The sequence below is a fragment of the Streptomyces sp. NPDC102467 genome (assembly GCF_044765445.1).
In the GTDB taxonomy this organism is placed as follows: Bacteria; Actinomycetota; Actinomycetes; order Streptomycetales; family Streptomycetaceae; genus Streptomyces.
Map to the genome: position 1 here is coordinate 613,374 of NZ_JBIWKA010000001.1, position 20,438 is coordinate 633,811.

The following is a 20,438-nucleotide window of genomic DNA, read 5'->3' on the forward strand; positions in this document are numbered from 1 at the left end:
AGACGCGACTCAGCCGCGGCCCGGTCTGGAGATAACCTCTCCGGACGGGGTCGCGGCTGAGGCGATCTACAACTGTTTTTGCTGTTCCGTTATCTGGCGTTTGGATCTGTCGAGAAGCGAGGAGGTCGGTGCAGATGGTCCTCGTTCTCGTGCTGTGCGTAGTCGCGGTCGTCGTACTCGTACTGCTGGGACTCTTTGTCTTCGGACTGCGGCGACGGCTGATCCAGCGCTCGGGGGGCACGTTCGACTGCTCGCTGCGGTGGGACGCGCCGGGCCCCGGTGCCGAGGACACCTCCGGCAAGGGCTGGGGGTACGGCATCGCCCGCTACAACGGTGACCGGATCGAGTGGTTCCGGGTCTTCTCGTACGCGCCGCGCCCGAAGCGGATCCTCGAGCGGGCCGCCATCGAGGTCACCGGGCGGCGGGCCCCGGACGGCGAGGAGGAACTCGCGCTGTTGTCGGACGCGATCGTTCTCGCCTGTACGCACCGGGGGACCCAGCTCGAACTCGCCATGAGCGAGGACGCGCTGACCGGCTTCCTGGCATGGCTGGAGGCGGCGCCGCCCGGCCAACGGGTGAACGTGGCTTAGCCGAAATCCAGCCCCTCCGGCGATTGAGGAGCGGGGTCCGGGGCGGAACCCCGTGACCCGGGCATGGAAGAAGCCGAGCTGGTGGGGGGCGTTCCCACCAGCCCGGCTTCAGTCTTTCGGGGCTACTTCAGCCCGGAGTTGATCGCGCTGACCAGCTCACCGTTGGACGTGTCTCCCGAGAACTCCCAGAAGAACGCCCCGCCCAGACCCTGCGACTTCGCCCAGCTCATCTTCGAGTTGATCGTCGCCGGGGTGTCGTAGGACCACCAGTCCGAGCCGCAGAACGCGTAGGCCGTGCCGGCCACCGTCCCGTTCGACGGGCACTTGGTCTTCAGGACCTTGTAGTCCTCGATGCCCTGCTCGTACGTGCCGGCCGCCGGACCGGTCGCCGTGCCGCCGGGCTCCTTCTGCGTGACGCCCGTCCAGCCGCGCCCGTAGAAGCCGATGCCGAGCAGCAGCTTGGCTGCGGGCACGCCCTGGGCCTTCAGCTTGGCGATGGCGTCCGCGGAGTCGAAGCCGGCCGTCGGGATGCCGGAGTACGAGGTGAGCGGGGAGTGCGGGGCCGTCGGACCCTGGGCCGCCCATGCGCCGAAGAAGTCGTACGTCATGACGTTGTACCAGTCGAGGGACTGGGCCGCGCCCGCGTAGTCGGTCTTCTCGATCTTGCCGCCCGACGAGCCGTCGGCCGTGATCGCGGCGGTGACCAGGTTCTTCGAGCCGAACTTGGCGCGCAGGGCCGAGGTGAGCCCCTTCAGCGCGGCAGGACCGGAGGTGTCGCAGGTCAGGCCGCAGGCGTTCGGGTACTCCCAGTCGATGTCGATGCCGTCGAAGACATCGGCCCAGCGCGGGTCCTCGACCAGCTTGTAGCAGGAGTCGGCGAACGCGGCAGGGTTCTGCGCGGCCTGGCCGAAGCCGCCGGACCAGGTCCAGCCGCCGAACGACCAGAGGATCTTCAGGTTCGGGTGCTTGGCCTTGAGCTGACGGAGCTGGTTGAAGGCGCCGCGCAGCGGCTGGTCCCAGGTGTCGGCCTGGCCGGAGACGGAGTTGGCCGCGGTGTAGGCCATGTCCGTGTCGGCGTAGGAGTCGCCCATCGTGCACTGGCCGTTCTGCACGTTGCCGAAGGCGTAGTTGATGTGGGTGACCTTCGCGGCCGAGCCGGAGGTCTCCAGGTTCTTCGGGTAGTACTGGCGGCCGTAGACGCCCCAGTCGGTGAAGTAGCCGAGGTTGACCTTGCCGCCGGTGCCGGGGTCGCCCGGGTCGGTGCCGCCACCGCCAGTGGTGTGGACCTTGACCGCGCCGGAGGCCGGACCCGTCTGGTCGGCGGTGTCGCGGGCCTGGACCGTGTACGAGTAGTCGGTGCCCGCGGTGAGGCCGGTGTCGGAGTACGTGGTCCCGGTGACTGTCGCGACCTTGGCGCCGTCGCGCAGCACGTCGTAGTTCTTGACGCCCTTGTCGTCGGTGGCCGCGGACCAGGAGAGCTTGGCCGAGGTGTCGGTGACGGCCGACGCGGTCGGGGTGCCGGGTGCGGAGGGGGCTGCGTCGCCGGGCACGTCGCCGCCGTCACAGGAGGCGCCGTTGATCTTGCAGCCGCTGGGGGCGCCGGACCCGGAGCCGTTGAACCCGAAGGAGATCGAGGCGCCGGGGGCGAGCGAACCGTTCCAGGAGAGGTTCTTGCCGGTCCAGTGGTTCGCGGAGTTGGTGACGGTGGCGTCCCAGGCGGAGGTCACCTTGGTGCCGGAGGGGTAGTCCCACTCGACGGTCCACGAACTGACGCTCGTGGTGCCGGAGTTCTTGATGGTCCACTTGCCTTCGAAGCCGGTGCCCCAGTCCTGGGTCTTGGCGTACGTGGCCGTGACCGCGGTGGCCTCGGCGGCGGCGTGGGACGGGGTGGCGAGGCCGACCAGAGCGGCGGCGGGCAGCAGCAGCGTGGTCAGTGCCGCGGTTGCTCTGTGCCGAAGTCTTCGCCGGGGTACGTCACTTGAGCGCATGGAGAGCTCCTCGGGTGGTCCTGGGTTCGCTGACGGGGGACGGAACCCTGCGACGCCCGTGAGCACCGGAGTGGGGGATGTGCTCACCGCAGTGCGGTGAGAATAGAAAGGTCTGGACCAGCGGTCAAGGTCTAAACCAATTACAGCTTTCGGCCAACCTTCCGCGCGGGGCGCCGCGCGCTACAGGCCCAACTCCTGCGCGAGCACCGCCGCCTGCACCCGGCTGCGCAGGTCCAGCTTGCCGAGCAGGCGGCTGACGTGGGTCTTCACGGTGGCCTCCGCCATGTCGAGACGTACCGCGACCTCGGCGTTGGACAGCCCTTCGCCGAGGCAGCCCAGTACCTCCCGTTCGCGTCGCGTCAGGCTCGCCAGTTCCGGCGGAGCGGGACGCCGCTGCGCGCGCTGGGCGCCCGCCGCGAACTCGGCGATCAGGCGGCGCGTCACGGCGGGTGCGATCAGGCCCTCGCCGCGCGCGACCGTGCGCACGCCCTCGATCAGGTCCTTCGCGTCGGTGCTCTTGAGGAGGAACCCGGACGCCCCCGCCCGAAGCGCCCCGAAGACGTACTCGTCGAGGTCGAACGTGGTCAGGACGAGGACGTCCGCGAGCCCCTCGCCGACGACCGCGCGGGTGGCCGAAACCCCGTCGAGACGCGGCATCTGTACGTCCATGAGCACCAGGTCGGGGCGGAGTTCGCGGGCCAGTGCCACCGCCCGCTCGCCGTCCTCGGCCTCCCCGACGACCTCGATGTCGGCCGCGCTGTCCAGGATGAGGACGAGCCCGGCGCGTACGGCGGACTGGTCCTCGGCGACGAGTACACGGATCACGCCGGCTCTCCTTCGGGTGAGGGGGTTTCGAGAGGGAGGGCGGCCAGGACCCGCCAGACCTTGCCGTTCATCTCGCTCTCAGGCCCTGCCTCGAACGTGCCGCCGAGCAGCGCCGTGCGCTCGCGCATACCGACGAGCCCGGCGCCGGAGCCGGGCGCGCGCGGCCCGTCCCGATCCCCGTAAGGGCTGATCACGCACACCTCGATCCACTCGCCCGCGCGCTCGACGGTGACGGTGACGCGCCCCGCCGAAGCGTGCTTGAGCGCGTTCGTGAGGGACTCCTGGACGATGCGATAGGCGGCCAGCTCGACGGGCGCGGGCAGGCCCGCGGTGGACCCGGACAGCGTGAGGCCGACGTCCAGGCCGTTCGCGCGCGCCTGCTCCACGAGGGCGGCCAGACTGTCCAGGGTGGGCGCCGCGGCCGGTTCGGTGTCGCCGCTGGAGTCCCGCAGGATGCCGATGAGGCGGCGCATCTCGGCGAGTCCGTCGACACTGTTCTCGCGGATCGTCTCCAGGGCGGTGCGCGTGGTGGCCGGCTCGTCGATGGAGAGCGCGGCCGTGGAGTGGATGGCGATCGCCGACAGATGGTTCGCCACCATGTCGTGCAGCTCGCGGGCCATCCGCGCGCGCTCGGCTGTCACCGCCTGCGCCCTGTCCATCTCGGCGAGCAGCGCGGTCTGTTCGGCCCGCAGCCGCTCCTCGGCGGCCCGGTCCCGGTGGTTGCGGACGAGTACGCCCGTCGCCGCGGGCCCGAACGAGACGAGCCCGGTCATGACGCCCACCAGGATCGCCTCCGGCTGCCGCCACCAGGCCAGGAAGCCGAGCGTGGCGGCGACCGTGACCAGGCCGGTGGTCACCGGCAGGCGCCGGGCCGCGGCCGGGGTCCCGTACAGCACGCCCGCGTACATCAGGTCCGTGAACATCAGCACCGTCGCCAGGCTGCCCTGGGTGAACTGGTCGGCGATCAGCACGAGCGTGCCCACCACCACCGCGAACCGCGGCCGGCTGCGGCGCAGCAGCTCCAGGGCCGACATCACGACGAGCGGGATCAGCAGCCAGGCGCCGTCCAGCGGGCGCCCGGTGTTCATGCCGAGTCCGATGCCCCACAGGGCCAGGCCGCCCAGCAGGCCCACAGCGGCGATCCGGACGTCGTCGCGGTGCGGTCGGGGCGGCGGCAGGTGCATGACTCCATCCAACACGTACGGCGCGGGCCGGGCATGGTGCCGCGGGACGAGGCCCGGCGTGCGGCCGCTACATCGAAGGATGCAGTCGTACTTCGTCACTGGCGACGACGATCACGGGCGGTCCCGCGACGAGTCTGGAAGGAGGACGAGAGGAGTTCACCGTGATCGTCACGCTGATCATCATCTGCGAGGTCGGCTTCTGGGTGCTGCTGGCCGCGGGCCTCGCCCTGCGCTACTGGGCGAAGATGCCGCGCACGAGTGTCGCGGTGCTGCTGTGCGAGCCGCTCCTGGAGGTGCTCCTGTTCGTCGTCACGGCCATCGACCTGAAGAGCGGCGCCGAGCCCGACTGGAAGCACGGCCTGGCCGCCGTCTACATCGGCTACTCGGTCGCGCTCGGCCACTCCACGGTCAAGTGGGTCGACGTGCGCGTCGCGCACCGCTTCGCGGGCGGCCCGCCCCCGTCGACGCCCAAGTACGGGGCGCCGCGCGCGATCCACGAGTGGAAGGTCGCCGCGCGCTGGATCGCCGCCGCGCTGATCGCGATGGGCCTGCTCCAGGGCGCGATCTGGTACGTCGACGGAAGCGGGGACACCGGGTCTCTGGAGCAGTGGCAGCAGCGCATGCTGTTCCTGATCGCGATCAACGTGATCATCGCCGTGAGCTACACGGTGTTCCCGAAGAAGAAGCCGGTCGGCGCTGCTTGAGCTGCTTAACGCTCCCCGCCCGGCACCCACAGCACGTCCCCGACCTCCTTGTTCGCCGTGCGCGCCAGGATGAACAGGAGGTCGGAGAGGCGGTTGAGGTAGGTCGCCGTCAGCGCGTTCATCGTCTCGCCGTGGACTTCGAGCGCGGCCCACGTGGAGCGCTCGGCGCGCCGCACCACGGTGCACGCCTGGTGCAGCAGCGCCGCTCCGGCGGTGCCGGCGGGCAGGATGAAGGAGCGCAGCTTCTCCAGCTCCGCGTTGTAGCGGTCGCAGTCCGCCTCCAGCTTGTCGATGTAGAACTGCTCGACGCGCAGCGGCGGGTACGCGGGGCTCTCGACGACCGGCGTCGACAGGTCGGCGCCGACGTCGAAGAGGTCGTTCTGGACGCGGGTGAGCACCTTGACGACCTCCTCGTCGAGACCGCCGAGCGCGATGGCGGTGCCGATGACGGCGTTGGCCTCGTTGGCGTCCGCGTACGCCGAGATCCGCAGATCCGTCTTGGCGGTGCGGCTCATGTCGCCGAGGGCCGTGGTGCCCTTGTCTCCGGTACGGGTGTAGATGCGCGTCAGATTGACCATGCGGCCAGCGTAGTTACGACCCGGCCCCGCGGAAGACACGTGTGCCCACCGTCACGGCGAATGCGGCGAAGGCGACCGCGGCCAGGGACCCGTACAGCATGTGCGCCGTCGCGTACTGGCCGACGTACGCGTCCCGCATCGCGTCCACCAGATAGCGCACCGGCATCACGTGCGAGAGCGCGTCCAGCCAGCCGGGTGCGAGCGCCATCGGCAGCATCAGGCCGGAGAGCAGCATCGACGGCATGGTGACCGCGTTGATGACGGGCCCGAACTCCTGCGGTGTACGGACCTTGCAGGCGAGCGCGTACGACAGCGACGCGAGCGAGACCGTCAGGAGCGCGACGAACGCGAAGCCGATGAGGACACCGGCGAGCGGCGCCCGCAACCCCATCACGAGCGCGGCGAGCACCAGCAGGACCGCCTGGAAGAGGAAGAGCGCGGTGTCCCGCAGCACCCGGCCGAGCAGCAGCGCGAGCCGGCTGACCGGGGTGACGCGCATTCGCTCCACGACGCCGTAGTTCTTCTCCAGGATGATCCCGAAACCGCAGAACGCGGCCCCGAACAGGCCGAGTTGGAGCAGTAGCCCGGGCACCAGGACCTGCCAGGAGCTGCCCGAGCGGCCTAGCGGCAGATCGGTCAGGAGCGGCCCGAAGAAGAGCAGGTACAGCAGCGGCATCAGGATGCCGAAGAGCATCTGGAACCGGGAGGAGAGCGTCTGGCGGGCGTACCGCCCGAAGATCAGGAGGGTGTCCGAAGCGAGGTCCTTCATCGTGCTCACACCGCCACCGGGGTCGTGTCCACGGGCGCGGGTCCGCGCCCGGTGATCGCCAGGAACGTGTCCTGGAGCGTCGCGTCGATCGAGCCGCCATGGGCGAGCTTCAGCGCGCTGGGCGTGCCCTCGGCCGCCACGACGCCCTGGTCCACCACGACGATCCGGTCCGCGAGCGCGTCCGCCTCGTCCAGATAGTGCGTGGTCAGGACCACCGTCGTGCCGTACTCGGCGCGCAGCCCGCGCACCAGGTCCCACAGGCCGGCGCGGCTGCCGGGGTCGAGCCCGGTCGTCGGCTCGTCGAGGAAGAGCACCTCCGGGCGGTGCGTGAGCCCCATCGCGATGTCGAGGCGCCGCCGCTGCCCGCCGGAGAGTGCGCCGGTCTTGCGGTCCAGCAGTTCTGCGATATCGAGGCGAGCCGCCAACTCCCGTGCTCGCGCGTGCGCCTGAGGCTTCGTCAGGCGGTACAGGCGGCCCTGGGTGATCAGCTCCTCGCGTACGGAGACGGACGGGTCGACGCCGCCGGACTGGGCCACGTACCCCACCGCGCGCCGTACCCCCGCCGGGTCGGCCGCCAGGTCGTGGCCCGCGATGGTGGCCGCGCCGCCGGTCGGCGGCAGCAGGGTCGTGAGCATGCGCAGGGTCGTGGTCTTGCCCGCGCCGTTCGGGCCGAGGAAGCCGAGGATCTCGCCGGGTTCGACACGCAGGTCGACGCCGCGGACGGCTGCCACCGGGCCCTGTTTCGTCTGGAAGGTCCGGGCGAGGCCGGACGCGCTGATGACTGGCATGGGAGTCAGAAAAACAGAGTCACTTAAATTTTGCAACGCCCCCAAAATTTCAGGGACGCCAGCGAATGGCTAGGATCGCTCCATGGCAGAGGGACGGGCAGGCGGACAGGCAGAGGGCCGGGCAGAGGGGCTCAGGGAGCGGAAGAAGCGCCAGACCAGGCAGTACATCTCGGATGTCGCGACCGGGCTCTTCCTGGAACGGGGCTTCGACGCGGTGACGGTCGCGGAGGTCGCGGACGCCGCGAACGTCTCCGTGAACACCGTCTACAACTACTTCCCCGCCAAGGAGGACCTGTTCCTCGACCGCTCCAGGGGCGTCGTCGACCGGATGTCCCGCTGGGTGCGCGGCCGTTCGCCGGGCGAGTCCGCGGCCGCCGCCGTCCTGCGGGAGCTGCGCGAGGAGATCGAGGCGGTCTCGCCGCGTGTCGGCCTGATGGACGGTTACAGCGACTTCATGCGCGTCGTGCACGCCGCCCCCGCCCTGCGCTCCCGCCTGTGGGCCATCCAGCAGGAGGTCCACGACAACCTGGCCGAGGCGCTGCGCCAGGAGACCGGCGCCGCCGCCGCCGACCCGCTGCCCGACCTGATCGCGGGTCAGATCGGCTGGGCGCACCAGACCGTCATGGCGACCATCGGGCGGCGCATGCTCGCGGGCGGCACACCGGCCGCGGTCTCCCGCGACATGCTCGGCGTCCTCGACGACATCGAGGAACTCCTGAGCGAAAAGGTGCTCAACTACGCCGTGCGCGACGCCTGATGCACGTCGACGGGTCCGTACCGGTGTGATGTCCGTCATTCGAGACGTGACGCGCATCTCTAAGCGGTCACACGGCCCCTCACGGGCGCTAGGGTCCGCAAAAGAGCAACGTACGAACGAGCAACGTAAACAGTGGTCGAGCGGTATGCGGGTACGCGGTTAGGGGATTCGCACGTGGCAGGGAAGCTCGCCGTCATCGGCGCCGGTCTCATGGGATCGGGCATCGCCCAGGTCTCCGCCCAGGCGGGCTGGGACGTCGTCCTGCGCGACGTCACCGACGAGGCCCTCGCCCGCGGTACCGATGGCATCAAGGCGTCGTACGACAAGTTCGTGAGCAAGGGCAAGTTGGACGCCGAGGACGCTCGATCGGCGTTCGCCCGCATCACCACGACCACCGAGCTCGACGCGGTCGCCGACGCCGACATCGTCGTCGAGGCCGTGTTCGAGAAGCTCGAGGTCAAGCACGAGATCTTCCGGGCGCTCGACAAGATCGTGCGCGCCGACACCGTGCTCGCCTCGAACACCTCTGCCATCCCGATCACCAAGATCGCGGCAGTGACCGAGCGCCCCGAACGGGTCGTCGGGGCGCACTTCTTCTCGCCGGTACCGATGATGCAGCTCTGCGAACTGGTGCGCGGCTACAAGACGAGCGACGAAACCCTCGCCACCACACGGGAGTTCGCCGAATCCGTCGGCAAGACCTGCATCGTCGTCAACCGCGACGTGGCCGGATTCGTGACCACCCGTCTCATCTCCGCCCTCGTCGTCGAGGCCGCGAAGCTGTACGAGTCGGGCGTCGCCAGCGCCGAGGACATCGACACCGCCTGCAAGCTCGGCTTCGGTCACGCCATGGGACCGCTGGCCACCGCCGACCTCACGGGCGTCGACATCCTGCTGCACGCGACCGGCAACATCTACACCGAGTCCCAGGACGAGAAGTTCGCTCCGCCCGAATTGATGCGCCGGATGGTTGACGCCGGTGACATCGGGCGCAAGAGCGGGCAGGGCTTCTACAAGCACGCGTGACGCACGCCTGACGCGACGTCACCCGTCGGAGTGAATTCGGTATCGGTTCGCTTACAGACGGCAACTTATGGCCACTCCAGCCAGTCAGTTGCAGTGACATACCCAGATCACCTGGATCATCCGGATCACCTGACCAACTGAGTACCCGAGTACTTCTGCCTTTCACGGGGAGCGCATATGCACATCAGGGGCGACCACGCCGAGCTGGTCGTCGGGGGCCGCCTCGACGTCCGCAGCGCGGCGGACGCCCGTACGGTCCTGCACAGCGCCGTCGACGACGGACTCGGCGACCTGGTGCTCGACCTGTCCGAACTGGACTCCTGGGACGCGACAGGACTCGGCGTCATCATGGGCGCCCACCGCCGCGCCGGCCGCTGCGGACGCCGACTCGTGCTGCGCGGGGTGCCGCCCCAGATGCAGCGCCTGCTCGTCGCGACCCGGCTGCACCGCATCCTCGCCATCGAGGGCGGCATCGGCGTCGAGTCGCTGCCGCGGGTATGACACCCGGCTGAGCCGGGCGGCGAACCGGACCTCAGGGATGAATGGATCGTTCCTGTGGGAAGCGCTCACAATCCTCACGAGACTGTGACGTCTCGGGCGGCCCGGGACCCCGAGTGTTCGTAGATACTGTGCGAAGGTCTAGGGTTCGGTCGCCCGCGGAATGACGAACCCGCCGCGCGGGGACCGGACCAGAAGCGACAGCGCAGTGTGCACAGGCCGGGAGGGGCAAGGGGCACACCACGCTTTTGGGGGGCTTTGACCATGGACCCGATGAACCGGGGACCCGAAGATTTCAGCCAGGACCGGCGCGACGACATGTCCGGCAGCGGCGGCCGCCAGCGCCCGCCGCGTGACCAGATCACGCCCGACTTCGGCCAGCCGTCGCCCGCGCTCGCACGCACCGTGCAGCTCGTCTCCGGCGACTACCTGCTGACCGTCAACCCTGTCGACGGCAGCGAGATCGAAATCTGCCCGCCGGGCGAGCGCCCCGGCAGGCCCGTCAAGTACGACGCCGCGGAGCGCGCCGAGCTCGCGCGCGCCGCCCGCCCGCCGCTGCCGCCCGGGCCCGCACTGCCCAGGCTGCCGCTCCTGGAGCGCCAGGAGGAGCGCGAGCGGCTCGTCAGGCTCCTCGCCCGCGGCCGCTCCGTACGGCTCACCGGACCGTCCGGCGCCGGACGCACCGCACTGCTCGACCAGATCGCCGAGGACTGCCTCGACATCGCGCCCGACGGCGTCATCCGCCTGTCCGGCCACCGACGCTCGGCGAGCGACGTCCTGTACGACCTGTTCGGCGCGGTCTACAACGCGCCACTGCACCGCCCCGACCGCGCCCTGCTGCTCGAACTCGTCCACGAGGTCGGCGCCGTCGTCGTCCTCGACGACCTCGAATTCGGCGGCCCCGCCCTCGACGAACTCCTCGAAGCGACACCCGAGTGCGCCTTCCTGCTGTCGGCGACGCCCGACGTGGCCGCGCCGACCGCCGACTCCCACGTGGAAGAGGTCTTCCTCGGCGGGCTCGGCCGCGGCAGCAGCCTGGAACTCCTCGAGCGCGCCGTCGGCCGCGTCCTCACCGACGACGAGGCGCAGTGGGCCGGCGACCTCTGGTTCGAGTCCGAGGGCCTGCCGCTGCGGTTCGCGCAGGCCGGTTCCCTGCTGCGCCAGCGCGATCTGCTCCGCGCCGACCCGGGCGCCTTCGACGCGTACGGCTACTTCGAAGGGCCCGGGGCCGCGCCGGTCGACGCGCCCTTCGTCGAGGACGGCCACGACGTACCGCTGCCCTCGCTCGGCGACGGAGCCGCGCCCGCCGCGCTGCTCGCGTCCCGGCTCAGCGAGTCGGCCCGCGCCACCCTGCGGTTCGCCGTCGCGCTCGGCGGGGAGATCCCGCACCAGGCGCACCTGCCCGCGCTCGTCGGGGACACGCACGCCGACGCGGCGCTCGCCGAGCTCGCCTCCTGCGCGCTCGTCACCGCGGTCGGCGGGCGCTACCGCCTCGCGTCCGGGGTGCAGGTGCAGCTGGAGGCCGCGGGCTACGGCGACGACGCCCTCGAGTACGCCGGCACCGCCGCCCGGCACTACGCCTGGTGGGCCGGGCATCCGTCCGTCGGACCCGAGCGGGTCGCCGCCGAGTCCGACGCGGTGCTGGCCGCGCTCTCCGCCCTCGTACCGGTGACGACGCCACCCGCAGAGGAGGAGACCAGCCCTTCCGTGGAGCTGGCCCGCGCGGCGGCGCCCGCGTTCGCCGCCGGGTTCGCCTGGAGCGCCTGGGAGCGTGCGCTGCGCTCCGGCCAGGAGGCGACCCGGCTCGCCGGTGACGTCCCCGAAGAGGCCTATTTCCACCACGAGTTGGGGATACTGGCGCTGCTCGGCGGCCATCTCGACCGGGCCCGCGCCGAGCTGGAGGCCTCCATCGGCCTGCGCGGCGCCCTCGCCGACAAGCGGGGCACCATCGCAGGACGCCGGGCCCTCGCGCTCGTCGCGGACCGCTCGGGCGGCGCACTGCCCGGCGGGCGCACGGCCGCGGGCGAGGAAGTCCCCGACGCGATGTACGAGGAGTCGGCGTCGCCGCCCCGTGGTGTACCGGCCGCGTACGCGCTGCCCGTACCGCCCAGGGAACCGGAGACGCTGGTGTCCCGGCAGGCCCCCGTGCCCGCCCCGGCGCCCGGCACCGGCAAGGCCCCCACGCGCAAGTCGATCGTCGGCGGCACTCGGCGCAACCTGGTCGCGGCCGGTGCCGGTGCGCTGCTCGCGGCCGTACTCGGCACGGTCGTCACGCTCGGCGCCACGTCCAACAACGACGAACCGCCGTCCGACCGGGTGGGCACCAACCCCTCGGCCACGGCGGGGGAGAGCGGCGGCGACCTGGGCGCCGACAAGGCGGATCAGGGCGGCGACAGCGGCGGCGGTGCCACCTCGGGCCCGGCCGACCCCGGCAAGGACGGGATCGCGGGCACGGCGGACGATCCGGCGCCGTCGACCTCGTCCGACGGCAAGCCGTCGGACGATCCGTCCGGCTCCAAGAAGCCGGACGACCCGACGAAGTCGCCCAGCAAGTCGCCTTCGAAGCCGCCGAGCACCAAGCCGCCGACGAAGCCTCCGACCAAGTCACCGACGCCGAGCGACCCCGACCCGTCGACCAGTGAGCCGACTCCCGACCCGACGCCGACCGATCCGACCACGGAGCCCTCGCCTCCGGACACGTCCGACTCGGCGAGCAGCCCGGTCGGCAGCGCGCCGGTGAGCAGCGCGCCGGTCTCGCCGAGCGGGAGCGGGGCCGGTAGCAGCAGCGCCGTGATGTGACGACGCGCACATGCCGAAGGGGCTGGAGAAATCCAGCCCCTTCGGCATGCCGCCCGACGAGTGATCAGAACAAGCGGAGCTTGTCGTCCTCGATGCCGCGCATGGCGTTGTAGTCGAGGACCGTGCAGCCGATGCCGCGGTCCGTCGCCAGTACTCGCGCCTGCGGCTTGATCTCCTGGGCGGCGAAGACTCCGCGGACCGGCGCGAGGTGCGGGTCGCGGTTCAACAGTTCCAGGTAGCGCGTGAGTTGCTCGACGCCGTCGATCTCACCGCGGCGCTTGATCTCCACGGCGACGGTCTGTCCCTCGGCGTCGCGGCAGAGGATGTCGACCGGGCCGATCGCCGTCATGTACTCGCGCCGGATGAGCGTGTACCCCTCGCCGAGCGTGTCGATGCGGTCGGCGAGCAGCTCTTGGAGGTGCGCTTCCACGCCGTCCTTGATCAGGCCCGGGTCGACGCCCAGTTCGTGTGAGGAGTCGTGCAGGATCTCCTCCATCGTGATGATGAGTTTCTCGCCCGCTTTGTTGATGACGGTCCAGGTGCCTGCCTCGTCCCCGGTCCCCTCCTTCAAGGTGCACGGGGGCGACATCCAGTTGAGGGGCTTGTAAGCCCGGTCGTCCGCATGGATGGACACGCTGCCGTCCGCCTTCACGAGGATCAGGCGGGGGGCGAGAGGGAGATGGGCGGTGAGCCTGCCCGCGTAATCCACGGAGCAGCGGGCGATGACAAGACGCATGGTCGGCAACGCTACTCGACTCTCATAGGTCCACGCGATTCGCCCACCCGTCGCCCTCCTCCGCCCGGACCGAGTCCCTTCGGGGCGCCCCTTTTGTTTCGTAACTCACCCGTTCGTTAATGGCCGGTTGTGTGCGAACCATGCGCTTCACGCCCTGTTGCCGCTCCGATGCGTTGCTTACCGTAGAAGCAGGAGGTCGCGGCGCGTGCACGCTGCGTGTTCGACGTACGTCCGTGGGCTCCTGGCCTGTCCGTCATCCCCCGCTCCCTGGGGGTGCGAGAGGAGAACCCATGTCGCTCGACGTCTCACCGGCACTGTTGGAACAGGCCGAGCGAGGCGAGGTCGACGAAGCGGAATTCGTCGACTGCGTCCGGACCTCCCTGCCTTATGCGTGGGAGATGGTCAGCTCCCTGGTGGCACAGCTGAAGGTCGACGGCGGAGAGTTCGCCGACAACCAGACGCCGCCGCCGGACGAGCAGGCACGTGGGCAGCTGCTGCGTGCGCTCGCGAGTGACGCGATACGTGGCGCACTGCAGCGGCACTTCGGTGTACGGCTGGCGTTCCAGAACTGCCACCGGGTCGCTGTGTTCCCGCAGGACCCGTCGGTGGACGAGACGCTGGCCCGCTTCACCTCGGTCCGCAACCAGTTGCTCAACCAGTCACCGGAATTCCGTGACTGCTGACGGCTGAACCGGAATGTCTGCCGTCCCGTACGCGGGAGGTGCATCAGTACGGGACGACAGGCATCGTGAGTCGAGCAGCCCGGGGTGGGGCCGCCGGCGCTCCTCAAATCCTTTCAGGACAAAGCGAGTTGAGGCAGCACCTCGGCGCCGAGCCGCCGCACGTTCTCTTCTGTTGTCGCCAGGTCGCCCGAGCCCTCGACGAGGAGCGCGAAGCGGGTGATGCCGGTCCGCTCGGAGGTGGCGGCGAGCCGGTCCGCGCACCATCGCGGCGTGCCGACCGGGTGGATCCCGCACAGCAGTTCCGTGTACGCGACAGGGTCCCGCATCGACCGCGTCCGCCCGTCCACCGTCACATGGGCGTCCAGGCCCTGCTTCAGCCACCCCGGCATCGCTTTCAGGAGGGCCTCACGGGCCTCGGCGCGGCGGTCGCCGATCTGGGCGACACCGGCGGAGACGTGCGACGCCGCGGCTGTCTCCGCGGCCGGGCGGCCGGCTTCGCGCGCGAGACGCCGCCACAGGGCGACCATCTCGGCCTTTTCCTCGTCGCCGATGTGCATGCCGAGGAGCATCGGCAGCCCCCGCTCCGCGGCGAGCCGCACGCTCTTCGGCGACGTACAGGCGACGACGACCTCGGGTCCTGCCGGGTCCGTCGCGCCGATCGCCTCCGCGGGCCGCGGCACGACCGGCACCTCGCGGAAGGCGAACCGGTCCCCTTCGCCCGCCACACGGGCATCGCGCAGCCAGCGCAGCAGCAGGTCGAGAGAGCCGGGAAAGCCCTGCTCGTACGCCTCGATGCCCGCGCCGAAGACTTCGAGGTCCACCCACGGCCCGCCGCGTCCCACCCCCAGCGAGAACCGCCCGCCGGAGGTCAGATGGAGCAGGGCCGCCTGCTCGCCGAGGGCCACCGGATGCGCCGTCGGCAGCACGCTCACCGCCGTGCCGACGCGCAGGGTGCGGGTGCGGCCGAGCAGCAGCGCGGCCAGCGTGACCGCCGACGGGCACGTCCCGTACGGCACGAAGTGGTGCTCGGCCAGCCACACCGAGTCCAGGCCCGCCTCCTCGGCGACCTCGGCCGACCGCACCGCGCGGTGCAGTGCCTCCCCCTGCCCCTGCCCCGGGAACTGGGCGGCCAGTACAAACGTTCCTACGCGCATCGCACTCCTGCCTTCCTTGGTGCCGACGCGGGCATTCCCCCTGAAGGCATTAACGGATGACAAGTGCCAAGGGCACGGCTCGGCATGAAGATTGGCAGATTTTCCGGAAAACCTTGACACGGCGCATGGGGCGGCGCCCGGCATGTACACCGGCCCCTTCGGCGTACGCTGGACGGGAACCCCTACCCCGTACACACACCCCGCGAGGTGAGCCGTGTCCCCGCGTCGCAACCGCCCGAAGATCGGCGGACCGTCCACAGACAGCAGTGAGGTCGAGGGGCGGCGCTACGGCGGGTTCCAGTCCACCGAGAACTGGCAGGGCGAGGAGTGGTGCGTGCGTCACGTGGCGGGCGCGAGCGCGGCCGGCAAGACCTACCGCTGCCCGGGCTGCGACCAGGAGATCCCTTCCGGGGTCGCGCACGTCGTGGCGTGGCCGGAGTACGGGGGAGTGGACGACCGGCGGCACTGGCACAAGGCGTGCTGGAACGCGAAGGACCGCCGCACCACGAAGGTGCAGCGGTCCCGGAGCGCACCGCGGTACTGAGGGCCCCTAGGGCCCTTCTGAAGTGCCTTACGCGTCAAGTGCCTTACGCGTCAAGTGCCTTACGCGTCGCGGTTGTTGAGCGAGAGGAACGCGCCGCCGAGCGCCGCCGCCGTGACCACGCCCATGATCCAGAGCGGGTCCAGGCCCGACGGGCCCGAGCCGCCGGCCACCGAGTTGTCGTAGAGCACGGCGAGCTGACTGGGGACCGAGTACTCGAACAGGAACTGCTGCACGTCCTTGAGCGAGTCCGAGAACATGAACATCGCGAGGACGAGCGGCAGCAGCACGATGCCGATCATGATCGTGATGGCGCCCGCCGAGTGCCGCACCAGCGTGCCGACGGCGAGCCCGAGCAGCCCGATGAGACCGAGGAACAGGCCGACGCCGACGGTCGCCTTGAACCACAGCGCGCCGCTGGGCGAGCCGACGCCCACGATGCCCACCTGCAGCGCGGCCACGAGCGCCGCGAGCACGGTGGTCAGCACGAAGACCAGCGCGAAGAAGACGATGGCCTTGGCGGCGAGCACCCGGCTGCGGCTGGAGCAGGCGGTCAGCGTCGTACGGATCATGCCGGTGCCGTACTCCGACGCGATGGTCAGGACGCCGAGCGTGAGCACACAGATCGTGCCGAGCAGCACGCCGAAGAAACCGAAGCTGATCACCTCGTCGGGGTGGGGCTGCTCGGTGGCGGTCGAGGAGACGATCGCCGCCGAGGCCAGGCCGATGCCGACCATCAGCAGGATCATCACGCCGAGCGTCCACATCGTGGAGCGCACGGAGCGGATCTTCGTCCACTCCGAGGCGATCGCGTCGCCCAGGTGCGCCCGGCGCATCGGGATCGGCGAGGTGTACGAGGGCGCGTACGAGGCCGGGGCCGCCTGCCGGTCGGGCGTCGCCGGGGGCTGCTGAGGAGCGGCGTAGGGCGTGGGCGGCGTGCTCATCGGGCGTCCTTGTCCATGGTCGGGGCAGCGGCCGCGGCGGGCGGCGCTTGCGGCGGCGCGGCCGCGTACGGGTTCTGGCCCGGGGCCGGCTGCGGCTGCTGTGCCGGGGGCGGCGGGGCGTACCAGCCGGGCTGCCCCTGCCCGGCCACCGGCATCGGCTGCGGCGGCAGCACGCCCGGCGGCAACGGCTGCTGGAAGCCCGCCAGCTGGTCGGTGGTCGAGCGGTAGTCGACGGCGCCCTGCGTCATCCGCATGTACGCCTCCTCCAGCGAGGCCTGGTGCGGCGACAGCTCCCACAGCCGGACGTCCGCGCCGTGCGCCAGATCGCTGATGCGCGGCAGCGGCAGGCCCGTGACGCGAAGGCCGCCGTCCTGCTCGGGCAGCACCTGGCCGCCGGCCTCGGTCAGGGCAGCGGTCAGCTTCTCGCGCTGCTGCGGCTCGGCGTCCGGGGTGCGGACCCGGGCGAAGTCCGCCGAGTTGTGCGAGATGAAGTCCTTGACGCTCATGTCGGAGAGCAGCTGCCCGCGCCCGATGACGATCAGGTGCTCGGCGGTGAGCGCCATCTCACTCATGAGGTGGGAGGAGACGAAGACCGTGCGCCCTTCGGCGGCGAGCGACTTCATCAGGTTCCTGACCCAGAGGATGCCCTCGGGGTCCAGGCCGTTGACCGGCTCGTCGAAGAGCAGTACCTGCGGGTCGCCGAGGAGCGCGGCCGCGATGCCGAGGCGCTGGCCCATGCCGAGCGAGAACCCGTTCGAGCGCCGCTTGGCGACGTCCTGGAGGCCCACGACGCCGAGCACCTCGTCGACCCGGCGGGCCGGGATACCGGCCAGCTGGGCCAGGCACAGCAGGTGGCTGCGGGCGGCCCGGCCGCCGTGCATCGCCTTCGCGTCGAGGAGGGCGCCGACCTGGCGCGGGGCGTTCGGGAGCTGTGCGTACGCGTGGCCGCCGATGGTCACGTGGCCGGAGGTCGGCCGGTCGAGGCCGAGGATCATGCGCATCGTCGTCGACTTGCCCGAACCGTTGGGTCCGAGGAAGCCGGTGACGGTCCCCGGCCGCACCTGGAAGGAAAGGTTGTACACGGCCGTCTTGGCGCCGTAGCGCTTCGTCAGGCCGACTGCCTCGATCATTCTCCGCACCCATCGGAAGTTTCTGAAATGTTCTGAAAGGTTCAGGACGTCGGGGCACACACCCCCGTAAGAGTTAGGAGGATAACGGGGCGCTGACGGTTCCGGCCAAGAGTGAGTAAAGGGTTCGGAGCTCTCAGAGGGGCCCGGTGGCCCGGAGCAGCTGTGTGCCCTGTTCCCGCAGTGCGGCGGAGGCGGCCGCCTGTCGCACCCAGTCCTTCGGGGTCGGGCCGAGGAGCGCGCGCAGCGCGGGGGAGTCGGCCATCAGGGCGGTCAGCAGCTCGGCCTGGGGGCCGCCGCCGGGCCGCGGGGTGCCGGTGGCCGGATCGCGCAGGACGCCGTACTCGCTGACGTAGAGCTGGATGCCGGGGAGCGGGGCGTCGGCGAGGGCCGTCCTGCGATAGCTGGGCAGCTCGGTCGCGTCGATGGCCCGCAGCTGGGCGTCGTCGAGCCAGGAGACGACCAGGGTGCGCTCGGCGCCGGGGGAGAGGTAGGGGGCCGCCGCCACGTACCCGTTGCGCCCGATGTGCGCGGAGCAGCCGACGCCGATGCCGCGGATCGGCAGCGGGACCATGGGGACGGCCACCGGGAGGTTCAGCACGCCGAGCTTGTAGGCGACCTGCGCGGGAGAGGCGTTGGAGCCGACGGCCAGGACGGGGGTGCGGTCGGCCGTGCCCGCCTGTCCCGCGGCGGCGAGCATGTCGTCGAGGCGGCCGTGGGCCGGGGCGGTCCAGTGGGCCGGGTCCGGATCCGTCGCGTCCAGAGCGAGCAGCTCGTCGCCGAGCAGCAGGGACGGGGCGGGGACCGGCCGGCCCGGGTAGGTGAGCGGGGCGAGGGCGGGGACGGTGTCGTAGCCGAGGGAGATGAGGGTGCGGCTGGGGTCGCTGAGCGCCATAGGGCGCCAGGTTAGACCCGAGGATTCCGGTGCAAGGCCTTACGCATCCCGCTTCTTCAGCAGCGCGTACCCGATGAGCAGGGCAGCCGCCACCCACACCAGCATGATCACGAGGCCGCCCCAGGGCCCGTACGGGGCGTCGTCGTTCGGCGGCGTCACCACCTGCATGATCTTCAGGCCCGCCTGGTCGGGGAAGTACTGGGCGACCTTCTTCGTCGCCGAGACGTTCCCGAGGATGGGGGAGACCAGGAAGAGGAACGGCATGAGGATGCCGAGCGAGAGCATGGGGGAGCGGAGGATCGACGCGACACCCATGGCGAAGACGGCCATCAGCGTCATGTAGACGGCCGCGCCGAGGACCGCGCGCAGCACGTTCGGCGAGCCCAGGTCCGTGCTGTGGTTGCCGAGCATGGCCTGGCCGAGGAAGAACGCGGCGAAGCTGGTGATCAGCGCGACCACGAGCGCGAGCAGCGCGGCGACCGCGACCTTGGAGAACAGGAACGTGGCGCGCTGCGGGACCGCGGCGAGCGAGGTGCGGATCATGCCCGTGCTGTACTCGCTCCCCACCACCAGGACCCCGAAGACCACCAGGGCGAGCTGGCCGAGGGTGAGGCCGGAGAAGGCGGTGAAGGTCGGGTCGAAGGTCAGCTTGTCCTCGGTGGAGAGGTTCTTGAACTCGTTCTTCGACAGGGCGCTGATCAGCATCCCGAGCCCGACGGAGACGATGACGGCGAGGCTGAGCGTGAGGGCCGTCGAGTTCACGGACTTGATCTTGGTCCACTCGGAGCGGAGGACCTGGGCCGCGGGCATCTCAGGCCCCCCTCTCGTCGTTCTTCGTCACGTCGCGCTGCTGCCAGTTGCCGCCCCAGCCCTGCGGGGCGGGAGCGGGTGGCACCGGTCCCGAGGTACCCGAGTGCGCGTGATACTCCACAGACTCCGCCGTCAGCTGCATGAACGCCTCCTCCAGCGAGGCCTGCTGCGGGCTGAGTTCGTGCAGGACGAGCTGGTGGCTGCCGGCCAGCTCGCCGAGCTCCTCCGCGGAGTGGCCGTCCACTTCGAGCGTGCCGTTGCCGGACTCGATCACTGTGATGCCGGCCCCGTGCAGCACGTCGAGGAGGCGCTCGCGCTGGGGCGAACGCAGCCGGACGTAACTGCGGGAGTTCTCCTGGATGAAGTCCGCCATGGACGTGTCGGCGAGGAGCCTGCCCTGGCCGATGACCACCAGGTGGTCGGCGGTGAGCGCCATCTCGCTCATGAGGTGCGAGGAGACGAAGACCGTACGGCCTGCCGTCGCCAGGGACTTCATCAGGTTCCGGATCCAGTGGATGCCCTCGGGGTCGAGACCGTTGACCGGCTCGTCGAACATCAGGATCTGCGGGTCGCCGAGGAGCGCGCCCGCGATGCCGAGCCGCTGGCCCATGCCGAGCGAGAAGCCCTTGGCCTTCTTCTTGGCGACCGCTGTCAGGCCGACCGTGTCCAGGACCTCGTCCACCCGGCCGCGGGGGATGCCGTTGGACTGCGCAAGACACAGGAGGTGGTTGTAGGCGCTGCGACCGCCGTGCATCGCCTTCGCGTCGAGGAGCGCGCCGATGTACTTGAGCGGGTTCCTCAGCTGGGCGTAGTGCTTGCCGTCGATGCGCACCGAGCCCGCGGACGGGTTGTCGAGGCCGAGCATCATCCGCATCGTGGTCGACTTGCCCGCGCCGTTCGGCCCCAGGAAACCCGTCACGATGCCCGGCCGCACGGAGAAGGTCAGGTTGTTGACAGCCGTCTTCTCGCCATACCGCTTGGTCAGCCCCTCGAGCTCGATCATGCGGTCACCGTAGAACGGGCAAAAGCCCCCGGCCACTCG

Annotated in this window: 20 protein-coding genes and 1 pseudogene; 8 read left to right on the top strand and 13 right to left on the bottom strand. The window is 70.6% G+C overall.

Annotated elements, in window-relative coordinates:
- Positions 1 to 134: 134 nt before the first annotated feature.
- On the top strand, positions 135 to 590 hold the full coding sequence (locus ACIREE_RS02755; protein ID WP_404145152.1) for a DUF2550 domain-containing protein: 456 nt from the start codon (positions 135 to 137) through the stop codon (positions 588 to 590).
- 122 nt (positions 591 to 712) lie between these two features.
- Here the strand turns inward: ACIREE_RS02755 and ACIREE_RS02760 are convergent, their stop codons facing one another.
- From ACIREE_RS02760 to ACIREE_RS02770, 3 genes are all read right to left on the bottom strand, one after another.
- Positions 713 to 2,578: a glycosyl hydrolase family 18 protein gene (locus ACIREE_RS02760; RefSeq protein ID WP_404145154.1), complete on the bottom strand. Its 1,866-nt coding sequence runs from the start codon at positions 2,576 to 2,578 to the stop codon at positions 713 to 715.
- Between the two features lie 180 nt (positions 2,579 to 2,758).
- Positions 2,759 to 3,403 (bottom strand): response regulator, encoded by a 645-nt coding sequence (locus ACIREE_RS02765; protein ID WP_404145156.1) that lies wholly within the window; start codon positions 3,401 to 3,403, stop codon positions 2,759 to 2,761.
- Complete coding sequence (locus tag ACIREE_RS02770) at positions 3,400 to 4,587, bottom strand: sensor histidine kinase (RefSeq protein WP_404145157.1); 1,188 nt, start codon at positions 4,585 to 4,587, stop codon at positions 3,400 to 3,402. Before ACIREE_RS02770 ends, ACIREE_RS02765 begins: the two co-directional genes overlap by 4 nt.
- 161 nt (positions 4,588 to 4,748) lie before the next feature.
- Here ACIREE_RS02770 and ACIREE_RS02775 point away from each other — a divergent pair, with 161 nt between their 5' ends.
- A complete protein-coding gene (locus tag ACIREE_RS02775) occupies positions 4,749 to 5,291 on the top strand; it encodes a hypothetical protein (RefSeq protein WP_404145159.1) in 543 nt (180 codons plus the stop codon).
- 5 nt (positions 5,292 to 5,296) lie between these two features.
- Here the strand turns inward: ACIREE_RS02775 and ACIREE_RS02780 are convergent, their stop codons facing one another.
- Genes ACIREE_RS02780 through ACIREE_RS02790 form a run of 3 tightly spaced genes read right to left on the bottom strand, consistent with a single transcriptional unit; the run spans position 5,297 to position 7,426 of the window.
- Positions 5,297 to 5,869, bottom strand: coding sequence for a cob(I)yrinic acid a,c-diamide adenosyltransferase (locus tag ACIREE_RS02780; RefSeq protein ID WP_404145161.1), 573 nt, complete (start codon positions 5,867 to 5,869; stop codon positions 5,297 to 5,299).
- Positions 5,870 to 5,882: 13 nt separating this feature from the next.
- Positions 5,883 to 6,638 (bottom strand): ABC transporter permease, encoded by a 756-nt coding sequence (locus tag ACIREE_RS02785; RefSeq protein ID WP_404145345.1) that lies wholly within the window; start codon positions 6,636 to 6,638, stop codon positions 5,883 to 5,885.
- A 5-nt stretch (positions 6,639 to 6,643) separates the two neighbouring features.
- On the bottom strand, positions 6,644 to 7,426 hold the full coding sequence (locus ACIREE_RS02790; protein WP_404145163.1) for an ABC transporter ATP-binding protein: 783 nt from the start codon (positions 7,424 to 7,426) through the stop codon (positions 6,644 to 6,646).
- An 82-nt stretch (positions 7,427 to 7,508) separates the two neighbouring features.
- Here ACIREE_RS02790 and ACIREE_RS02795 point away from each other — a divergent pair, with 82 nt between their 5' ends.
- From ACIREE_RS02795 to ACIREE_RS02810, 4 genes are all read left to right on the top strand, one after another.
- Positions 7,509 to 8,183 carry a TetR/AcrR family transcriptional regulator gene (locus tag ACIREE_RS02795; RefSeq protein WP_404145164.1) on the top strand — a complete coding sequence of 225 codons (675 nt, stop codon included), beginning with the start codon at positions 7,509 to 7,511 and terminating at the stop codon, positions 8,181 to 8,183.
- 174 nt (positions 8,184 to 8,357) lie between these two features.
- Complete coding sequence (locus ACIREE_RS02800; protein WP_404145166.1) at positions 8,358 to 9,209, top strand: 3-hydroxyacyl-CoA dehydrogenase family protein; 852 nt, start codon at positions 8,358 to 8,360, stop codon at positions 9,207 to 9,209.
- A 177-nt stretch (positions 9,210 to 9,386) separates the two neighbouring features.
- Complete coding sequence (locus ACIREE_RS02805) at positions 9,387 to 9,710, top strand: STAS domain-containing protein (RefSeq protein WP_404145168.1); 324 nt, start codon at positions 9,387 to 9,389, stop codon at positions 9,708 to 9,710.
- Positions 9,711 to 9,971: 261 nt separating this feature from the next.
- Positions 9,972 to 12,506 (top strand): ATP-binding protein, encoded by a 2,535-nt coding sequence (locus tag ACIREE_RS02810; RefSeq protein WP_404145170.1) that lies wholly within the window; start codon positions 9,972 to 9,974, stop codon positions 12,504 to 12,506.
- A gap of 64 nt (positions 12,507 to 12,570) precedes the next feature.
- Here the strand turns inward: ACIREE_RS02810 and nucS are convergent, their stop codons facing one another.
- Positions 12,571 to 13,242 (bottom strand): endonuclease NucS, encoded by a 672-nt coding sequence (gene nucS, locus ACIREE_RS02815; RefSeq protein WP_324766336.1) that lies wholly within the window; start codon positions 13,240 to 13,242, stop codon positions 12,571 to 12,573.
- A 290-nt stretch (positions 13,243 to 13,532) separates the two neighbouring features.
- On the opposite strand from nucS, the gene ACIREE_RS02820 reads away from it, so the two are divergent.
- Positions 13,533 to 13,925, top strand: a complete 393-nt coding sequence (locus ACIREE_RS02820; protein ID WP_404145172.1) for an SCO5389 family protein — start codon at positions 13,533 to 13,535, stop codon at positions 13,923 to 13,925.
- Between the two features lie 113 nt (positions 13,926 to 14,038).
- Here the strand turns inward: ACIREE_RS02820 and ACIREE_RS02825 are convergent, their stop codons facing one another.
- Positions 14,039 to 15,079: an LLM class flavin-dependent oxidoreductase gene (locus ACIREE_RS02825; RefSeq protein ID WP_404145174.1), complete on the bottom strand. Its 1,041-nt coding sequence runs from the start codon at positions 15,077 to 15,079 to the stop codon at positions 14,039 to 14,041.
- A gap of 214 nt (positions 15,080 to 15,293) precedes the next feature.
- Between ACIREE_RS02825 and ACIREE_RS02830 the strand changes: the two genes are divergently transcribed.
- Positions 15,294 to 15,623 carry an ATP/GTP-binding protein gene (locus ACIREE_RS02830; RefSeq protein ID WP_404145176.1) on the top strand — a complete coding sequence of 110 codons (330 nt, stop codon included), beginning with the start codon at positions 15,294 to 15,296 and terminating at the stop codon, positions 15,621 to 15,623.
- Between the two features lie 59 nt (positions 15,624 to 15,682).
- On the opposite strand, the gene ACIREE_RS02835 is transcribed toward ACIREE_RS02830, so the two are convergent.
- From ACIREE_RS02835 to ACIREE_RS02855, 5 genes and pseudogenes are all read right to left on the bottom strand, one after another.
- Positions 15,683 to 16,462, bottom strand: a complete 780-nt coding sequence (locus ACIREE_RS02835; RefSeq protein ID WP_404145348.1) for an ABC transporter permease — start codon at positions 16,460 to 16,462, stop codon at positions 15,683 to 15,685.
- A pseudogene (locus ACIREE_RS02840) lies at positions 16,463 to 17,694 on the bottom strand (ABC transporter ATP-binding protein); the annotation flags it as partial.
- A 133-nt stretch (positions 17,695 to 17,827) separates the two neighbouring features.
- Entirely contained in the window at positions 17,828 to 18,586 is a 759-nt protein-coding gene (locus ACIREE_RS02845) for a hypothetical protein (RefSeq protein WP_404145178.1), read from the bottom strand.
- Between the two features lie 39 nt (positions 18,587 to 18,625).
- Positions 18,626 to 19,396: an ABC transporter permease subunit gene (locus ACIREE_RS02850; RefSeq protein ID WP_404145180.1), complete on the bottom strand. Its 771-nt coding sequence runs from the start codon at positions 19,394 to 19,396 to the stop codon at positions 18,626 to 18,628.
- A 1-nt stretch (position 19,397) separates the two neighbouring features.
- Entirely contained in the window at positions 19,398 to 20,399 is a 1,002-nt protein-coding gene (locus ACIREE_RS02855; protein ID WP_404145182.1) for an ABC transporter ATP-binding protein, read from the bottom strand.
- Positions 20,400 to 20,438: the final 39 nt, after the last annotated feature.